This window comes from Bacteroides sp. ET489 (assembly GCF_030518095.1).
Lineage (GTDB): Bacteria > Bacteroidota > Bacteroidia > Bacteroidales > Bacteroidaceae > Bacteroides > Bacteroides ndongoniae.
In genome coordinates this window covers 58,596-77,321 of the sequence record NZ_JAULLJ010000015.1, presented here as the reverse complement: position 1 = coordinate 77,321, position 18,726 = coordinate 58,596, and the positions used below count along the sequence as shown (strand labels likewise).

General features: G+C 44.8%; 17 protein-coding genes and 4 tRNA genes. 17 read left to right on the top strand and 4 right to left on the bottom strand.

The window, feature by feature from the left end; genetic code table 11:
• Positions 1–74: 74 nt before the first annotated feature.
• The gene (locus Q3C19_RS10265; protein ID WP_302729097.1) at positions 75–842 is read right to left on the bottom strand and encodes a hypothetical protein; all 768 of its coding nucleotides are present in this window, start codon (positions 840–842) and stop codon (positions 75–77) included.
• A 27-nt stretch (positions 843–869) separates the two neighbouring features.
• Positions 870–2,930 (bottom strand): HD family phosphohydrolase, encoded by a 2,061-nt coding sequence (locus tag Q3C19_RS10260; RefSeq protein ID WP_022161936.1) that lies wholly within the window; start codon positions 2,928–2,930, stop codon positions 870–872.
• Between the two features lie 97 nt (positions 2,931–3,027).
• Here Q3C19_RS10260 and gltX point away from each other — a divergent pair, with 97 nt between their 5' ends.
• Both gltX and Q3C19_RS10250 read left to right on the top strand, forming a co-directional pair.
• Entirely contained in the window at positions 3,028–4,554 is a 1,527-nt protein-coding gene (gltX, locus tag Q3C19_RS10255; RefSeq protein ID WP_302729095.1) for a glutamate--tRNA ligase, read from the top strand.
• 44 nt (positions 4,555–4,598) lie between these two features.
• Positions 4,599–5,825, top strand: a complete 1,227-nt coding sequence (locus Q3C19_RS10250) for a 3-deoxy-D-manno-octulosonic acid transferase (RefSeq protein ID WP_302729093.1) — start codon at positions 4,599–4,601, stop codon at positions 5,823–5,825.
• A gap of 100 nt (positions 5,826–5,925) precedes the next feature.
• Here the strand turns inward: Q3C19_RS10250 and Q3C19_RS10245 are convergent, their stop codons facing one another.
• Positions 5,926–6,441: a gamma carbonic anhydrase family protein gene (locus tag Q3C19_RS10245; protein WP_022161939.1), complete on the bottom strand. Its 516-nt coding sequence runs from the start codon at positions 6,439–6,441 to the stop codon at positions 5,926–5,928.
• Positions 6,442–6,480: 39 nt separating this feature from the next.
• Positions 6,481–8,262, bottom strand: coding sequence for an aminopeptidase P family protein (locus Q3C19_RS10240; RefSeq protein WP_302729091.1), 1,782 nt, complete (start codon positions 8,260–8,262; stop codon positions 6,481–6,483).
• 325 nt (positions 8,263–8,587) lie between these two features.
• On the opposite strand from Q3C19_RS10240, the gene rpsU reads away from it, so the two are divergent.
• The 15 genes from rpsU (at position 8,588) to rpoB (ending at position 18,691) form a co-directional block, all read left to right on the top strand.
• A complete protein-coding gene (gene rpsU / locus Q3C19_RS10235; protein WP_022161941.1) occupies positions 8,588–8,779 on the top strand; it encodes a 30S ribosomal protein S21 in 192 nt (63 codons plus the stop codon).
• A 74-nt stretch (positions 8,780–8,853) separates the two neighbouring features.
• On the top strand, positions 8,854–9,735 hold the full coding sequence (gene xerC / locus Q3C19_RS10230) for a tyrosine recombinase XerC (protein WP_302729113.1): 882 nt from the start codon (positions 8,854–8,856) through the stop codon (positions 9,733–9,735).
• A gap of 18 nt (positions 9,736–9,753) precedes the next feature.
• Entirely contained in the window at positions 9,754–10,053 is a 300-nt protein-coding gene (gene raiA / locus Q3C19_RS10225) for a ribosome-associated translation inhibitor RaiA (RefSeq protein WP_022161943.1), read from the top strand.
• 89 nt (positions 10,054–10,142) lie between these two features.
• Positions 10,143–10,216: transfer RNA gene (locus Q3C19_RS10220), tRNA-Thr, on the top strand.
• Positions 10,217–10,247: 31 nt separating this feature from the next.
• Positions 10,248–10,330 (top strand) — tRNA-Tyr (locus Q3C19_RS10215).
• 20 nt (positions 10,331–10,350) lie between these two features.
• Positions 10,351–10,422, top strand: a tRNA-Thr gene (locus tag Q3C19_RS10210).
• 48 nt (positions 10,423–10,470) lie between these two features.
• The gene (tuf, locus tag Q3C19_RS10205) at positions 10,471–11,655 is read left to right on the top strand and encodes an elongation factor Tu (RefSeq protein WP_277121096.1); all 1,185 of its coding nucleotides are present in this window, start codon (positions 10,471–10,473) and stop codon (positions 11,653–11,655) included.
• A gap of 57 nt (positions 11,656–11,712) precedes the next feature.
• Positions 11,713–11,785, top strand: a tRNA-Trp gene (locus tag Q3C19_RS10200).
• Positions 11,786–11,799: 14 nt separating this feature from the next.
• Positions 11,800–11,988, top strand: a complete 189-nt coding sequence (secE, locus tag Q3C19_RS18440; protein ID WP_368045236.1) for a preprotein translocase subunit SecE — start codon at positions 11,800–11,802, stop codon at positions 11,986–11,988.
• A gap of 13 nt (positions 11,989–12,001) precedes the next feature.
• A complete protein-coding gene (nusG, locus tag Q3C19_RS10195; RefSeq protein WP_071148628.1) occupies positions 12,002–12,544 on the top strand; it encodes a transcription termination/antitermination protein NusG in 543 nt (180 codons plus the stop codon).
• 58 nt (positions 12,545–12,602) lie between these two features.
• Positions 12,603–13,046, top strand: a complete 444-nt coding sequence (gene rplK, locus Q3C19_RS10190) for a 50S ribosomal protein L11 (protein WP_071148629.1) — start codon at positions 12,603–12,605, stop codon at positions 13,044–13,046.
• Between the two features lie 15 nt (positions 13,047–13,061).
• The gene (rplA, locus tag Q3C19_RS10185) at positions 13,062–13,760 is read left to right on the top strand and encodes a 50S ribosomal protein L1 (protein ID WP_071148630.1); all 699 of its coding nucleotides are present in this window, start codon (positions 13,062–13,064) and stop codon (positions 13,758–13,760) included.
• A gap of 15 nt (positions 13,761–13,775) precedes the next feature.
• Positions 13,776–14,297: a 50S ribosomal protein L10 gene (rplJ, locus tag Q3C19_RS10180; RefSeq protein ID WP_071148631.1), complete on the top strand. Its 522-nt coding sequence runs from the start codon at positions 13,776–13,778 to the stop codon at positions 14,295–14,297.
• A 98-nt stretch (positions 14,298–14,395) separates the two neighbouring features.
• The gene (rplL, locus tag Q3C19_RS10175) at positions 14,396–14,773 is read left to right on the top strand and encodes a 50S ribosomal protein L7/L12 (protein WP_022020579.1); all 378 of its coding nucleotides are present in this window, start codon (positions 14,396–14,398) and stop codon (positions 14,771–14,773) included.
• A 105-nt stretch (positions 14,774–14,878) separates the two neighbouring features.
• Positions 14,879–18,691 carry a DNA-directed RNA polymerase subunit beta gene (gene rpoB / locus Q3C19_RS10170; RefSeq protein WP_302729084.1) on the top strand — a complete coding sequence of 1,271 codons (3,813 nt, stop codon included), beginning with the start codon at positions 14,879–14,881 and terminating at the stop codon, positions 18,689–18,691.
• The last annotated feature ends 35 nt before the right edge of the window (positions 18,692–18,726 follow it).

Here is an 18,726-nt window from a genome sequence, read left to right as displayed (position 1 = left end):
ATGGAGAATTGAAAATTATTAATTAATGGGAGGAAACTCTTCCCCATTATCCATTCTCAATTATCCATTCTCCATTATCCATGGTACACGTCGTGATAGTGCCGCTTTTCGGCATTCAGACTACAAGTAGCGTCTATTCCGGCTTGTTGTAGTTGGTTTGTGAGCTGGTTCAGTTGGGTGCGGGGCACACGGCCGATGTAGAACAGACGGTAGCGGTATGTACTGTCCAGCACCTCCATGATGTGTGTGGCGTTGGGCTCGCGGGCAAAGTCGAAGTTCACTTTCAGCACGTCGTCGTAAGCGTAGTGTATTTCGCGTCCGGCGCTGACGATGGTCAGACGGTCGGCTTCCAGCTTCAGATAGCAGAAACGCGTCTGGAGCAGATACATGCAGTAAAGGCTCATCCCGAAGAACAGGATGGGCAACAGGATACCTGCGGGCAGACTAAGGGTGGTGGTGTAGAACCCCATGCCGAGGCAAATCACAAAAAGAATGAAATACCAGAACATGTAGAGCGACATGCGCTTGTAGGTAGCAGGCTCAGGACGGCGGGTAACTGGTCGGTTCTCCGTCCGGCAGTTTTCGAAAGGAATGCCGCATGAAAGCAGGTAGTGTATCAGAGCCGTGGGGTGTTGGCGCAGGTGCACAATCAGCGCTTTTTCTTCGCCCGACTTCAGAAGCAGGGTCAGGATGCCCGATCCGTACAGGTTGGCTCTGCTATGTTTTTCCGGTTGCGGCGTATAGCGTTGCATGAATCGGAAGCTGCTGATTTCTTCCACTCGTATGTCGTTCTTTTGCAGGAAGCTCGTGGCTCGTTTTTCTTCTTGGATAGTGGCTTTCATGGTCTTGGTATTATGAGGGTTCAACGTCTATTTCTTCAGTTCGGGATAGCTGATGCGGGTGTGATACATCGTCTTCAGCTTTTCTTTGAATACGGCTTTCACGGTGGCGATGTCCTTGAAGGTGATGGGGCATTCCTTGAAGTAGCCATCTTCTACCTGCGAATCGATGATTTTCTCTACCAGATTGCTGATGCTTTCTTCGGTATATTCGGGCAAGCTGCGTGAAGCGGCTTCTACCGAGTCGGCCATCATCAGAATGGCCTGTTCTTTGGTGAACGGATTAGGACCCGGATAAGTGAAAAGTTCGTCGTTGGGTTCCTCGTTGGGATGTTCGTTTTTCCACGAGATGTAGAAGTATTTTGTCTTTCCGCGTCCGTGGTGGGTCGATATAAACTCTTTGATTACTTTGGGCAGATTGTTCTTTTCGGCCAGTTTCAGTCCGCCCGTTACATGACTGATAACTACCTGTGCGCTTTGTTCGTAACTCAGGTTCTTGTGCGGATTGATTCCTCCGGACTGGTTTTCGGTAAAGAATACCGGATTCTCCATTTTACCGATGTCGTGATATAAGGCTCCTGTACGTACCAGTTGGCTTTTGGCGCCGATGCGGTTGGCAGCTTCGGCAGCCAGGTTGGCTACCTGCATGGAGTGCTGGAAGGTGCCGGGTACGGTTTCGGACATACGCCGCAGCAGACTGTTGTTGATGTTCGACAGTTCGACCAGTGTGACGTTGGACGTGAAACCGAATGTCTTTTCCAGTAAGAAAAGCAACGGATAAGTGAACAGCAGCAGTATGCCGTTGATGATGAAGTAAGTATACATGCTACCGTTCAGTTTTGACAGGTCGTTTTCAGTTATCAGTTCGAAGGCAAAGTATACGGTAGCATAAGTCAGAATGACCAGCAAGGCTGTCTTGAACAGCTGCGAGCGTTGCGACAATTCACGCAGACTGTAGATGGCCACCATACCTGCAGATATCTGAAGCAAAATGAACTCGTGAGGGTAGCGCAAGCAGATGGAGCAGATCAGGATGGTTACCACATGAGTAAGGAAAGCCGTACGTGAGTCGAGGAATACCCGAATGATGATGGGCAACATGGCGTAAGGCAGGATGTAAACATTGAAGATGTTGTTGGCTACCATGATGGCCGTGATGACGCAATAGAACATGATAAGTGTGAAGAGCAACGACTGGCTGCCCTTGCGCAGATAGTAGTCTTTGCGGAACAGGTCGAGATAGAGCATGAAACAGAGCATGAAGATGCTGACAAACAGAATCTGTCCGCTCAGCATCAGACGTTTCTGTCCTACCGATTCGCTGCGTTGGATGGACTCTTTGCGCAGACTTTCCAGTATGTTGTAGGTTTCCTGGTCGACAATTTCACCCCGGTCGATGATTTTCTGTCCGCTCAGTACGATGCCGTTGGCCCAGGAGTAGTTGTTGAGCACTTCTTTCCGTGCGCTTTCCGTACGTTCCTGATCGTAGGTAAGGTTAGGCAACAGATATTCGTTGAGCGAGCATTGGCGCAGAAGGTCGCGGCGATAGTGCACGGTGTCGGCGTTCATCAGGTAGGCATAGGCGCTTTTTACCGAAAACAGCTTGTCGGTATTGCGTTGTTGGGCCAGTTTGTCGTCGATAATCATGATGGCTGCCGTGCTGTCTTGACGGAGCTGCTCAAGATTGTCGGTCGATAGTATGCCGGCACTGTAGACTTCAGTCAGCTTTTTCTCCAGATGGCGGAGATAGTCAGACGAAGGCAGAATATCTCGCAAATGGTGCTGATAATCGTTCTTCAGCTTGTTGATGGCAGCCTGGCCGATGCTGTTGTCTACCTGATAGTAAGGCTGGAAGTTGGCCAGTATGCTGTCCTGCTCGTGTTTCACTACCTTATCGTCCTTGTAGATGGGAAAGTCGAAGGTAGCCATCAGTTGGCCGTACTTCCACGGTTTGTCAATATCAAACTGGTAGTTGAATTTGCCGTCGCGGGGCAGAAAGTATACAATAAGGGCGACAGTACCGATGAAAATCAGTGCTCTATATAGCAAATTTCTGTAGAGTCGGGTCTGTTTCTCGTTGAAATAGCTCATAATGCTTGAATTTTTTGCGAAAAGTACAAAAAAAAACAATAGTGTGGAAAAAAAGGCTTAATTTTGCCATCTAAATTATTTATAAGTAAGGAAGATTATGACAGAAAGAAGAGTCAGAGTCCGTTTTGCTCCAAGTCCAACGGGCGCATTGCACATCGGAGGTGTGCGTACTGCTTTATATAACTACCTCTTTGCACGTCAGCATGGAGGCGATCTCATTTTTCGTATAGAAGATACTGACAGCAACCGCTTTGTGCCGGGTGCCGAGGAATATATTTTAGAGTCTTTCAAGTGGCTGGGCATTCCCTTCGACGAGGGAGTTAGCTTCGGCGGAAATTACGGTCCTTACCGTCAGTCGGAACGTCGCGATATTTACAAGAAATATGTGCAGGTGTTGCTCGATGCCGGCAAGGCTTATATCGCTTTCGATACTCCCGAGGAACTGGAAGCAAAGCGTAAGGAGATTCCTAACTTCCAGTATGACGCTTCGACTCGTATGCAGATGCGCAATTCGCTCACGATGCCTAAGGAAGAGGTAGATGCCTTGATTGCCGACGGCAAGCAATATGTGGTCCGTTTCCGGATTGAACCGAACGAAGACGTGCATGTGAACGACCTTATCCGTGGCGAAGTGGTCATCAATTCCTCGATTCTCGACGATAAAGTACTCTACAAGTCAGCCGACGAATTGCCTACTTATCACCTGGCCAATATTGTGGACGACCATCTGATGGAAGTGTCGCACGTGATCCGTGGTGAAGAGTGGTTGCCTTCTGCTCCTTTGCACGTATTGCTTTACCGTGCTTTCGGATGGGAAGATACGATGCCCCAGTTCGCGCATCTGCCTCTGTTGCTGAAGCCTGAAGGCAACGGTAAACTGAGTAAGCGCGATGGTGATCGTCTGGGATTCCCGGTATTCCCGCTAGAGTGGCACGATCCCAAGACGGGCGAAGTGTCGTCGGGTTATCGCGAGTCAGGCTATCTGCCCGAAGCAGTCATCAACTTCCTTGCTTTGCTGGGATGGAACCCCGGTAACGATCAGGAGCTGATGTCGATGGATGAGCTGGTGAAGCTGTTCAACCTGAGTCATTGCAGCAAGTCGGGTGCGAAGTTCGACTATAAGAAAGGTATCTGGTTTAACCATGAATATATTCTGCGCAAGTCCGACGAAGAAATTGCACAGTTGTTCAAGCCGGTTCTGGCAGACAATGGTGTCGATATCAGCAAGTATTCTGATGAATATCTGACGAAAGTGGTTTCTTTGGTGAAGGGTCGTGTGAACTTCGTGAAGGAACTTTGGGCACAGGCTGCTTTCTTCTTTGTTGCACCTGCCACTTATGCAGAAAAGGATGTAAAGAAACGCTGGTCGGAAGATACTCCACGCATTATGGGTGAACTGATGGAAGTATTGCGTGGCATCGAAGACTTTTCGTCGAAACCTGCCGAAGATGTTGTAATAGGCTGGATTACCGAGAAAGGATATCATATGGGCAATGTGATGAATGCTTTCCGTCTGGCTGTCGTAGGCGAATGCAAAGGTCCCCACATGTTCGACATTACAGAACTTCTGGGCAAGGAAGAAACATTGCAACGCATACAGCGTGCGGTAGAAGTGATAGGCTGAGATTTGCAATATCAACAAAAGTTGTACCTCTAATTCTTGACTAAATGAGCGTACTTTACAATTTGGCGATTGCCATTTATGATATTCTTGTTCATCTGGATGCTCCGTTCAGCCGCAAGCCCCGGAAGATGATGAAAGGGCATTGGGTGGTGTATGAACTGTTGCGTCAGCAGTTGGACAAGAATGTACGTTATATCTGGTTTCATGCTGCTTCGCTGGGCGAGTTCGAGCAGGGTCGTCCGCTCATCGAGAAGATACGCGAAAAGTATCCCGAATACGGAATCTTGCTGACATTCTTCTCGCCGTCGGGCTATGAAGTGCGCAAGAACTATAGAGGGGCAGACGTAGTGTGCTATCTGCCTTTTGACAAACCTCGTAACGTACGCAAGTTTCTGGATCTGGTAAATCCTTGTATGGCGTTCTTTATCAAGTACGAATTCTGGAAGAACTACTTGGACGAACTGCACAGACGTTGCATTCCGGTGTATAGCGTTTCTTCCATATTCCGCCGTGGGCAGATATTCTTCAAGTGGTATGGGGGGACGTATCGCAATGTACTCCGTAACTTCGATCATCTGTTTGTGCAGAACGAACGCTCCAAACGCTATCTGGCCAAGATTGGCATCAATCGTGTGACAGTAGTGGGAGATACCCGTTTCGACCGTGTGCTGCAAATACGCGAGGAAGCGAAAGTGCTGCCGCTGGTTGAGGCGTTTAAGAACAATACCATGACTTTCGTTGCAGGTAGTTCCTGGCAACCCGATGAGGATTTGTTTATTGAATATTTCAATCAGCATCCGGAAATCAAGCTGATTATTGCTCCTCATGTGATTGATGAGAACCATCTGGTAGAGATAATCAGTAAGCTGAAGCGTCCTTATGTGCGCTATACCCGTGCCGATGAAACGAATGTGCGTAAGGCTGATTGTCTGATTATAGACTGCTTCGGCCTGCTTTCGTCTATTTACCGTTATGGTGAGATTGCTTATATTGGCGGCGGTTTTGGGGTAGGCATTCACAATACGCTCGAAGCAGCGGTTTATGGCATTCCCGTTATTTTGGGTCCCAAGTATCAGAAGTTTCAGGAAGCTATTCAGCTGATCGAGTCAAAAGGTGCTTACTCAATCAAGAACTATGAGGAACTGAAAGCGTTGCTTGACCGTCTGCTTACCGACGAAAAGTTCTTGAAAGAGACTGGTGCGAATGCCGGACAATATGTGACGGGTAATGCCGGTGCAACGGATAAGATATTGGGAATGATTAATTTCTGATTTTCCCAACTTTATATTTTAATGATTTTCAGCCGCCTCTGGACATGTTGCCGGAGGCGGCTGAAAAAGTATTTATAGGTATGAAATAACAAGTTTGTGGTTATTCTTTATACCATTGTGAGTACATCAGGTAATTGTGGGCTATCTTCTGGTTCAGCTCTTTGGCCTGTTCGGGGTCTACTTTCTTGATGAACTTGGCGGGTACTCCTCCCCAGATACTTCCCGGTTCGATGACTGTGTTGCTCAATACCAGAGAGCCGGCGGCGACGATGGCGCCTTCGCCTACTACTGCATGATCCAGGATGGTGGCTCCCATGCCTACCAGAGCATAGTCTTTGATGGTTGCACCGTGGATTGTAACGTTATGGCCTACAGAAACATGGTCTCCGATTTCGATAGTCGATTTTTCGTACAGTGTATGCAGTACGCTGCCATCCTGGATATTGACTCCATTACCGATACGGATGGAATTGACATCTCCTCGTAGGACGGCGTTGAACCACACACTACAGTCACGACCCATTTTTACATCGCCGACGATGGTGGCATTGTCGGCCAAAAAACAATTTTCTCCAATTTCGGGTGTAAATCCTCTTACTGATTTTATTAATGCCATAATTTTAGTTTTTATTATGTGATTGACAGATTGATGTGCTTAAATTGCTTGGCAAGCGTTCTTTAACCATTGGCATTCGTCTTCATCAAGAAGTGGCGAAAGTTTTTCGTATACTGTATGGTGATAATCATTCAGCCAGTTGACTTCTTCGGTAGTTAACAATGACTTAATAATGCCTTTCGTACAGATAGGACATAGGGTCACAGTCTCGAACTTGAGATAGTTGCCGAACATGCCCTCGCCTGCCGGTATGGTCAGTACCAGATTTTCGGTTCGTATGCCGTGGCTTCCGGCTTTGTAGACTCCAGGTTCGTTCGAAGTAAGCATGCCGACGTGCAGGGTGACAGGGTTTTCGTTCATCCGGATGCTTTGCGGTCCTTCATGCACATTCAGGAAATGTCCTACCCCATGACCTGTCCCGTGGAGGAAGTTCATGTGATGCTGCCATATCGGCATACGAGCCAATACGTCCAATTGGGCTCCTCGTGTTCCTTCGGGGAAAACGGCCATGGCCAATGCGATATGTCCTTTCAGGATGAGGGTGTAGTCGGTCTTTTCTTCTTCGGTCAGTTCGCCCAGTGCAATGGTACGGGTAATGTCGGTTGTTCCGTCCAGGTACTGTGCCCCCGAATCCAGCAGTAAGAACCCTTCGGGCTTGAGGAAAACGTCCGTTTCCGGTGTAGCTTCGTAATGAACGATGGCGCCGTGTTCTTTATAGCCGGCGATGGTGTCGAAGCTCTCGCCGATGTAGAGGGGTTGGGCGGCCCGGAGTTCATGCAGTTTTTTATCGATGCTGATTTCGGTTTCCTTGCCGGTCGGTACGGCTGTCTCAAGCCATTTCAGGAATTTGACAAGAGCTACGCCGTCCTTTAACATAGCCGAACGTATTCCGCTTATCTCCTGTTCGTTGCGGATTGCTTTCAGCAGACTTACAGGGGAAGGACCGGTTACGATCGTACATTTCGGAGCGATAGCCGAATAGACCGAATAGTTGGTTTTGGATGGCTCTGCCAGTATGCTTGTATTGTTCAGCAGCTTCAGGAATTGCTCGATTTCATTATAAGGATGTATTTCTATGTTGTTACGATGGAGGTATGCTGCAAGTTCTTTGGTTACTTTCTCTGGTTCGATAAAGAAATGTACACTATCCTGTCCTATTAATAAATAGCTGATAACAACGGGGTTGCAGTGTACATCGTTCCCGCGGATATTGAGTGTCCAGGCTATCTCGTCCAAAGCTGTGAGCAGAATGTACTTTGCACCGTCTTTTAGGATAGCCTTACGGATAGTCTCTATTTTCTCTTCGCAGCTTTTTCCTGCATAACAGATGTCGTAGATAAAAGCTGGGGTGTTTGGGATGGATGGACGATCTGTCCACAGTTCCTCCATGGGATCGGCAATGGCTTTGATAGAAATATTTGCTTCGGCCAATTCTTTTTCCAGTAAAGCAACTTGTGTGGCAGAAAACATTTTGCCGTCAATACCTACCGTCTCTTCGGCTTTTAGGTGAGCAGCCAGAAATGCCGGTATAGAGGGAGTTTCTGGCAGCATTTCTTTATATAATACTATTTCAGTACCTTCTAACTGTTGTGCCGCCTGTAAAAAGTAACGGGAGTCGGTCCATAAACCGGCTTCATGGTGAGTTATGACCACTGTGCCGGCTGATCCTGTGAATCCCGAGATCCATTTTCTCGATTCCCAGTGTGGAGCTACATATTCACTTAAGTGTGGGTCGGTACTTGGAATGATGAAGGCTGCTATGCCTTCTTTTTCCATAATAGTTCGGAGCGCTTTAATACGCAGATTGGTGTTTGGATTCATATTGCGTACATATTATATATAAAAGGGATGATTTTTCACCAAAGTTACTTACTTTCTTTTAATAATTCAACTTTGCTGGGCTTAAGTTGTGTTGAATCGAAGAGAGGAGAGCTCGTTTCGTCGGTTTTCTGTATTTGGGAATCGGAAGTCTTTGGGTTGATAGCTTTGAAGAATGACTAGCTTGTTGCTGTTGGAAAAACATGATTTTCAGTCTTATTCTATGATTTTTCTTCGGAATGTTTTGTGAATAAAGAAAGTATGTGTATTTTTGCGGCTCGAATTAATCGTGAGATTTTTAACCTATTAACAACTAAAAAACAAAAAAATGATTGTAGTACCTGTAAAAGAAGGCGAAAACATTGAAAAAGCGCTGAAGAAGTTCAAAAGAAAATTTGAAAAGACTGGCATTATTAAGGAATTAAGAAACAGACAACAATTCGACAAACCGTCTGTAATTAAGAGACTTAAGAAAGAACATGCCGTTTATGTTCAAAAACTTCAGCAAGTAGAGGATTAATAATTCGTAAATTCCTTTGAAGTATTGAATTCTTTTCATACATTCGTTGCATGAATTATTGATGTAGCGATATGTTGTTGACAGATGCTTTTATAGAATATTTGCGGTATGAGCGGAATTATTCGGCGGGGACAGTAGCCTATTATAAAGCTGATATCCAAGAACTGCAAGATTTTATAGAAGAAAAAGTCGGAGACTTGACTCCTTCGGAAGTAGATGCAGAACTTATCCGTGAATGGGTGATAAGCTTGATGGATAAAGGACTTCTTGCTTCTACGATTAACCGAAAGTTGAGTTCGCTCAGATCTTATTACAAGTTTCTGCTCCGCAAAGGAGAAGTGAATTCTGATCCGTTGCGAAGGGTGGTGGCTCCTAAAAAGAAGAAGGTCTTGCCTGTCTTTTTAAAGGAGAGTGATATGGATCGTGTGCTGGATGATACGGATTTCGGTGAAGGATTTAAAGGTTGTCGGGACCGCTTGGTTATAGAAATGTTCTATGTAACAGGAATGCGTCTCGCCGAACTGATCGGACTCGATGATGGAGATGTTGATTTTTCTCTTTCTCAGATCAAAGTGACGGGAAAAAGAAATAAGCAACGCTTGATTCCTTTTGGCGAAGAGCTGAAGGTGATGATGTCCGAGTATGTCAACAAGAGAAATGAGGTAGCGCCGGTTCGGTCGAATGCTTTTTTTATTCGCGAAAACGGTGAACGTCTTTCTCGGAGTTTCGTTACCAACCTTGTGAAACGAACTCTTTCAAAGGTGGTTGCTATAAAGAAAAGAAGTCCACACGTGCTGCGGCATACTTTTGCAACAACGATGCTGAATCATGATGCAAAGTTAGTTGCGATTAAAGAATTGCTGGGGCATGAAAGTTTGGCGACGACTGAGGTTTATACGCATACTACATTTGAGGAGCTAAAAAAAGTGTATAACCAGGCTCATCCTCGGGCCTAAATAAAAAAGGAGGTAACTATGGAAGTAAGAATTCAATCAATTCACTTTGATGCGTCAGAGCAATTGCAGGCTTTTATTCAGAAGAAAGCTGCTAAGTTGGAGCGATTTTACGATGATATACAGAAAGTAGAGGTGTCATTAAAGGTAGTTAAACCAGAAACTGCAGAAAACAAGGAAGCTGGTGTTAAAGTACTGGTTCCGAATGGCGAATTTTATGCAAATAAAGTTTGCGACTCTTTCGAAGAAGCGGTAGACTTGTGTCTGGATGCTTTGGAAAAGCAGCTGGTTAAGTACAAGGAAAAACAACGAAACAAATAAAAATCCGCTAAAATTTTGCGGGTAAAAAATAAATGCCTAAATTTGCAGCCGCTTAGCCTAAGCAAGGATGCAGCGGCTGCATAAAATAAGCCTCTTTAGCTCAGTTGGCCAGAGCACGTGATTTGTAATCTCGGGGTCGTTGGTTCGAATCCGACAAGAGGCTCTCAAAAAGGAAAAGAGTTCTTTGCTTTTTAGGGCAAATACCAGAGTGGCCAAATGGGGCAGACTGTAAATCTGCTGGCTTACGCCTTCGGTGGTTCGAATCCATCTTTGCCCACACTCTTATTTCCTCCTCTTGCTGTTATAGCTCAGCGGTAGAGCACTTCCTTGGTAAGGAAGAGGTCCCGGGTTCAAGTCCCGGTAACAGCTCATAAAAGTGTAAGCTGATTATTAATCAAATAAATAACAAGTAAAGCTATGGCTAAAGAGAAATTCGAACGTACCAAACCTCACGTAAACATTGGTACTATTGGTCACGTTGACCACGGTAAGACAACATTGACCGCTGCTATTACTGCTGTATTGGCAAAAAAAGGTCTTTCAGAAGTTAAGTCTTTCGATCAGATCGATAATGCTCCTGAAGAGAAAGAAAGAGGTATTACTATTAATACTGCTCACGTTGAGTATGAAACTGCTAACCGTCACTATGCACACGTAGACTGTCCGGGACACGCCGACTACGTAAAGAACATGGTAACTGGTGCTGCTCAGATGGATGGTGCTATCATTGTAGTTGCTGCAACTGATGGTCCGATGCCTCAGACTCGTGAACACATCCTGTTGGCTCGTCAGGTAAACGTACCGAGACTTGTTGTATTCATGAACAAGTGCGATATGGTAGACGACCCTGAAATGTTGGAACTCGTTGAAATGGAAATGCGTGAACTGTTGTCTGCTTATGAATTTGATGGTGACAACACTCCGTTTATCCAGGGTTCTGCTCTCGGCGCATTGAACGGCGTTGAAAAGTGGGAAGAGAAAGTTATGGAGCTGATGGATGCTTGCGATACTTGGATTCCTCTGCCTCCGCGTGATATTGATAAACCTTTCTTGATGCCTGTTGAGGACGTATTCTCAATTACTGGTCGTGGTACTGTAGCAACTGGTCGTATCGAAGCTGGTGTTATCAAGGTTGGTGACGAAGTTGAAATTCTCGGTTTGGGCGAAGACAAGAAGTCTGTTGTAACTGGTGTTGAAATGTTCCGCAAACTGTTGGACGAAGGTGAAGCTGGTGATAACGTAGGTCTGTTGCTCCGTGGTATCGACAAGAACGAAATCAAACGTGGTATGGTTCTCTGCAAGCCGGGTCAGATTAAGCCTCACTCTAAGTTCAAAGCTTCTATCTATGTTTTGAAGAAAGAGGAAGGTGGTCGTCACACTCCGTTCCACAACAAATACCGTCCTCAGTTCTATCTGCGTACTATGGACTGTACAGGTGAAATCACTCTTCCTGAAGGTGTAGAAATGGTAATGCCTGGTGATAACGTAGAAATCACTGTTACTTTGATCTATCCGGTTGCTTTGAACGTAGGTTTGCGTTTCGCTATCCGTGAAGGTGGTCGTACAGTAGGTTCTGGCCAGATTACAGAAATTCTGGACTAATAGTCTAAATATAATAAATCAGTTCCCGGTCTTCAGCTGGGAACTGATTATGTTCAAACGGGAGTAGCTCAGTTGGTAGAGCACCGGTCTCCAAAACCGGGTGTCGGGAGTTCGAGCCTCTCCTCCCGTGCTAATATTTTTAAAATGAAGAAGATTATAGCTTATTTTAAAGAGACTTACGACGAACTTGTGCATAAAGTGTCGTGGCCTACGTATTCTGAACTTACTAACAGTGCAGTAGTTGTTTTATATGCTTCCCTACTAATTGCAGTGGTAGTATTTCTGATGGATCTATGTTTCCAGAATGTAATGGAATTTGTTTATCCACATTAAAAATTAAGGAAAAATGTCTGAGGTTGAAAAGAAGTGGTACGTTCTGCGTGCTATTAGCGGAAAAGAAACTAAGGTAAAGGAATACCTTGAAGCTGATATTAAGAACAGCGACCTTGGTGATTATGTATCTCAGGTGTTGATTCCTACCGAGAAAGTATACCAGGTTCGCAATGGTAAGAAAATTGTGAAGGAAAGAAGTTATCTTCCCGGGTATGTTTTGGTGGAGGCTGCTCTTGTGGGTGAGGTCGCTCATCATTTGAGGAATACTCCTAATGTGATAGGCTTTTTAGGTGGATCAGAAAAACCGGTTCCTTTGAGACAATCGGAGGTTAATCGTATTCTTGGTACGGTCGATGAACTTCAGGATGCAACAGAAGAGTTGAATATCCCGTATGTTGTCGGCGAGACGGTAAAGGTGAATTACGGTCCGTTCACTGGCTTCAGTGGAATCATTGAAGAGGTGAATACTGAGAAGAAGAAACTGAAGGTCATGGTAAAGATATTTGGGCGGAAAACTCCGCTTGAATTAGGCTTTATGCAAGTTGAGAAAGAATAGTGCAGGTGTTACGCTGTAGTATTCTTCATTAATGTTTTATATATAAATCATTAAAAAAATGGCTAAAGAAGTTGCTGGACTAATCAAATTACAGATTAAAGGAGGCGCGGCAAATCCATCACCTCCCGTTGGACCTGCATTGGGTTCTAAGGGAATCAATATTATGGAATTTTGCAAGCAATTCAACGCCAGAACCCAAGACAAAGCAGGAAAGATCCTTCCTGTTATTATCACTTACTACGCAGACAAGTCTTTCGATTTTGTAATCAAGACTCCTCCCGTTGCTATTCAGTTGCTTGAGATAGCTAAGGTAAAGAGTGGTTCTGCTGAGCCTAACCGTAAGAAAGTTGCCGAGGTAACTTGGGAACAGGTACGTGCAATTGCTCAAGACAAATTGGTTGACTTGAACTGTTTTACTGTAGAAGCTGCCATGAAAATGGTTGCAGGTACAGCGAGAAGTATGGGTATTACTGTAAAAGGGGAGTTCCCGGTTAATAATTAATAAACTTCAATTAGAATGGGTAAACTGACAAAAAATCAAAAGTTAGCTGCAGAAAAAATTGAAGCAGGGAAAGCATACTCTCTCAAAGAAGCTTCTCAATTGGTAAAGGATATTACTTTTACTAAGTTTGACGCTTCATTGGATATAGACGTACGTTTGGGTGTTGACCCTCGTAAGGCTAACCAGATGGTGAGAGGCGTTGTATCACTTCCTCATGGAACAGGTAAGGTTGTACGGGTTTTGGTACTTTGTACCCCCGATGCTGAAGCTGCTGCAAAAGAAGCTGGTGCTGACTATGTTGGTCTTGACGAATATATTGAAAAGATCAAAGGTGGATGGACTGATGTTGATGTGATTATCACGATGCCGTCTATCATGGGTAAAATTGGTGCGCTCGGTCGTGTGCTCGGTCCCCGTGGATTGATGCCTAACCCGAAAAGCGGCACTGTAACTATGGATGTTGCTAAAGCTGTAAGAGAAGTAAAACAAGGTAAGATCGACTTTAAAGTTGATAAGAGTGGTATTGTTCATACTTCAATTGGCAAAGTTTCATTTAGTGCTGAGCAAATTCGCGATAATGCGAAAGAATTCATCTCTACTTTGAATAAATTGAAGCCGACTGCAGCCAAGGGTACATATATTAAGAGTATTTATCTTTCTAGCACAATGAGTGCAGGCATTAAGATTGACCCGAAATCTGTTGAAGAAATCTAATAAAACGGAGTAATAATGAGAAAGGAAGATAAAAGTACGATTATTGAGCAGATTGCTGCTACAGTAAAGGAATATGGCCATTTCTATCTGGTAGATACTACAGCTATGAATGCTGCTGCTACTAGCGCATTAAGAGCTGAGTGTTTCAAGGCAGGCATTAAGCTGATGGTGGTTAAGAATACTCTTTTCCACAAAGCTTTGGAAAGCTTGGAGGGCGATTTTTCTCCGGTTTATGGATGCTTGAAAGGAACAACTGCCGTAATGTTCTGCAATGTTGCAAACGCACCGGCTAAGTTGATTAAGGATAAGGCTAAAGATGGTATTCCTGGACTGAAGGCTGCATATGCAGAGGAAAGCTTCTATGTTGGTGCTGACCAGTTGGATGCTCTCGTAGCTATTAAGAGTAAAAATGAAGTTATTGCTGATATTGTTGCATTGCTGCAATCTCCGGCCAAGAACGTTATTTCTGCTCTGCAATCAGGTGGTAACACCCTTCACGGAGTTCTCAAAACTCTTGGTGAACGTACCGAAGCGTAAGCTTCAAACAAAAGAGTCGCAGGCTTGTTATAAGCTTGTGTGATTCAAAAAAATTATAATCAATTTATTTAGTATTAAACAATTAAAATCATACAAAAATGGCAGATTTGAAAGCTTTTGCAGAACAATTAGTTAACTTGACAGTAAAAGAAGTTAATGAACTTGCAACAATCTTGAAAGAAGAATATGGTATTGAACCTGCTGCTGCAGCTGTTGCTGTTGCTGCTGGCCCCGCTGCTGCTGGTGCAGCTGCTGCTGAAGAAAAGACTTCTTTCGATGTAGTATTGAAGAGCGCTGGTGCAGCTAAACTTCAGGTTGTTAAGGCCGTTAAGGAAGCTTGTGGTCTTGGCTTGAAAGAAGCTAAGGACATGGTTGATGGTGCTCCTAGTGTAGTAAAAGAAGGTTTGGCTAAGGACGAAGCAGAATCATTGAAGAAAACATTGGAAGAAGCTGGAGCTGAAGTTGAACTTAAATAAAATTAGCCTGTAAATCAGGTAAGTCGGTTAGGAACCCTTCGTGAAAAGGGTTCTTAACCTTTTTGTGTATATATTTAAAATTAAGTTCTACAAATCCATTAACAGATGTCTTCAAATACTGTAAATCAACGAGTTAATTTTGCTTCAACTAAGAACCCACTGGACTATCCAGATTTCTTGGAAGTACAATTGAAGTCATTTAAAGACTTTTTACAACTGGATACCCCGCCCGAGAAACGTAAGAACGAGGGACTATACAAGGTATTTGCTGAAAACTTCCCCATAGCTGATACAAGAAACAATTTTGTGCTTGAGTTTTTGGACTACTATATTGATCCGCCGCGCTATAGCATCGACGAATGTATAGAGCGAGGGCTTACTTATAGTGTCCCCTTGAAGGCAAAGTTGAAACTGTATTGTACCGACCCTGATCACGAGGATTTTGATACAGTGATTCAGGATGTCTTTTTGGGACCTATCCCTTATATGACCGATAAGGCGACGTTCGTTATTAATGGTGCCGAGCGTGTTGTTGTATCGCAGTTGCACCGTTCTCCGGGTGTGTTCTTTGGTCAGAGCGTACATGCTAATGGTACAAAATTATATTCTGCCCGTATTATTCCGTTTAAAGGCTCTTGGATCGAATTTGCTACAGACATTAACAACGTTATGTATGCATATATCGACCGTAAGAAGAAGTTGCCTGTAACAACTTTGCTTAGAGCTATTGGTTTCGAGAATGATAAAGATATTCTTGAAATTTTCGATTTGGCAGAAGACGTGAAAGTGAACAAGGCCAATCTGAAGAAGATTGTGGGCCGTAAGTTGGCTGCACGTGTGTTGAAAACGTGGATTGAAGATTTTGTTGATGAGGATACCGGTGAAGTAGTTTCTATCGAGCGTAACGAGGTTGTTATCGACCGTGAAACTGTAATTGAACCGGAACATATTGATATTATTCTTGAGTCAGGCATTCAGAATATCCTTGTTCATAAGGAAGAACCGAACCAGTCTGATTACTCTATTATATATAATACCCTGCAGAAGGACCCGAGTAACTCTGAGAAGGAAGCTGTCCTTTACATCTATCGTCAGTTGCGTAATGCCGATCCTGCCGATGATGCGAGTGCCCGTGAAGTCATCAATAATCTGTTCTTCTCTGAAAAGAGATATGATTTGGGTGATGTTGGTCGTTACCGTATCAATAAGAAACTGAATCTGACAACAGATATGTCTGTAAGGGTACTTACAAAAGAAGATATTATTGAGATTATCAAGTATCTGATTGAATTGATTAACTCGAAGGCTGATGTCGATGATATCGACCACTTGAGCAACCGTCGTGTACGTACAGTGGGAGAGCAGCTTTCCAATCAGTTTGCTATCGGTCTGGCCCGTATGTCACGTACGATTCGTGAACGCATGAATGTCCGTGATAATGAGGTGTTCACTCCGATTGATTTGATCAATGCGAAGACAATCTCTTCTGTTATAAATTCATTCTTCGGAACGAATGCTTTGTCTCAGTTCATGGACCAGACCAATCCTCTGGCAGAAATTACGCACAAGCGTCGTATGTCTGCGCTGGGTCCTGGTGGTTTGTCTCGTGAACGTGCAGGTTTCGAGGTGCGCGACGTACACTATACTCACTATGGTCGTCTGTGTCCGATTGAAACGCCTGAAGGTCCGAACATCGGTTTGATTTCTTCGCTCTGTGTATTTGCGAAGATCAATGATCTGGGCTTTATTGAGACTCCTTACCGTAAGGTTTCCAACGGCAAGGTCGATTTGTCGCCCGAAGGTTTGCTTTACCTGTCGGCCGAAGAAGAAGAAGGCAAGATTATTGCGCAGGGAAATGCACCGTTGAATGATGACGGTACGTTTATTCGCGATAAGGTTAAGTCACGTCAGGATGCCGATTACCCGGTTGTACCGCCCAGTGAAATAGAATTGATGGACGTATCTCCGCAGCAGATTGCCTCTATTGCCGCTTCATTGATTCCGTTCCTTGAGCACGATGATGCTAACCGTGCGTTGATGGGATCGAACATGATGCGCCAGGCTGTTCCTCTGCTTCGTAGCGAGGCGCCGATTGTGGGTACTGGTATCGAGCGTCAGTTGGCTCGTGATTCTCGTACACAAATCGCTGCCGAGGGTGAAGGTGTGGTTGATTTCGTAGACGCAACAACGATTCGCATCCTTTACGACCGTACGGAAGATGAAGAATTTGTAAGTTTTGAGCCTGCATTGAAGGAATACCGCATTCCGAAATGGCGCAGAACGAACCAGAATATGACCATCGACCTCCGCCCGATTTGTGAAAAGGGTCAACGTGTGACGAAAGGCCAGATCCTGACCGAAGGCTATTCTACCGAAAATGGTGAATTGGCATTGGGTAAGAACCTTTTGGTGGCTTATATGCCTTGGAAGGGTTACAACTACGAGGATGCTATTGTATTGAATGAACGTGTTGTTCGTGAAGATATTCTGACTTCTGTACACGTTGAAGAATATTCTTTGGAAGTTCGTGAAACGAAACGTGGTATGGAAGAACTGACGTCAGATATTCCTAACGTCAGTGAAGAAGCTACGAAGGACTTGGATGATAATGGTATTGTCCGTGTAGGTGCTCGCATCGAGCCGGGTGATATCCTTATCGGTAAGATTACTCCGAAGGGTGAATCTGATCCGTCGCCGGAGGAGAAACTTCTTCGTGCTATCTTTGGTGACAAGGCTGGCGATGTGAAAGACGCTTCTTTGAAGGCATCTCCGTCATTGAAGGGTGTTGTTATTGGTAAGCGTCTGTTCTCGCGTGTTATCAAGACCCGCAGCTCCAAGCTGGCCGACAAGGCACTGTTGCCCAAGATCGATGATGAATTTGAAGGAAAGGTTGCTGATCTGAAAAAGATCCTTATCAATAAGCTGTTGAAGCTGACAGAAAACTACACTTCCGAAGGTGTGAAGGATTATTTGGGAACCGACGTAATCGCTAAAGGCGCACGTTTCTCAGCTTCCGATTTCAGCGATCTTGATTTCACAACCATACAGTTAAGCAACTGGACGAAAGATGAGCATACCAATGAGCTGATCCATGCTTTGATAATGAACTTCATCAGAAAGTACAAAGAGCTGGATGCAGAACTGAAGCGTAAGAAGTTTGCCATTACCATTGGTGATGAGCTGCCTGCCGGTATCATTCAGATGGCGAAAGTTTATATCGCCAAGAAACGTAAGATCGGTGTTGGTGATAAGATGGCAGGTCGTCACGGAAATAAGGGTATTGTTTCTCGTGTCGTTCGTCAGGAGGATATGCCGTTCTTGGCCGACGGTACACCGGTAGATATTGTATTGAACCCGCTGGGTGTGCCTTCGCGTATGAACATCGGACAGATATTCGAGGCTGTTTTAGGTAGTGCCGGAAAGAAACTGGGCGTGAAGTTTGCTACTCCTATCTTCGATGGTGCTACGCTGGACGACTTGAATGAATGGACTGACAAGGCTGGACTGCCGCGTTACGGAAAGACAACTCTGTACGATGGTGGTACGGGTGAAGCCTTCGAGCAGCAGGCTACTGTAGGTGTGACTTACATGTTGAAACTGGGTCACATGGTTGAGGATAAGATGCATGCACGTTCTATTGGTCCGTACTCGTTGATTACCCAGCAGCCGTTAGGTGGTAAAGCACAGTTTGGTGGTCAGCGTTTCGGAGAAATGGAGGTTTGGGCATTGGAAGCCTTTGGCGCTGCCCACATTCTGCAGGAGATTTTGACAATCAAGTCTGATGACGTTGTAGGACGTTCCAAGGCATACGAAGCTATTGTGAAGGGTGAGCCTATGCCTACTCCGGGCATTCCTGAGTCGTTGAATGTGTTGTTGCACGAGTTGAGAGGCTTGGGACTGAGTATCAACTTGGAATAACTAACGTCTGCTTATCAATAATCAATTGTCAATTA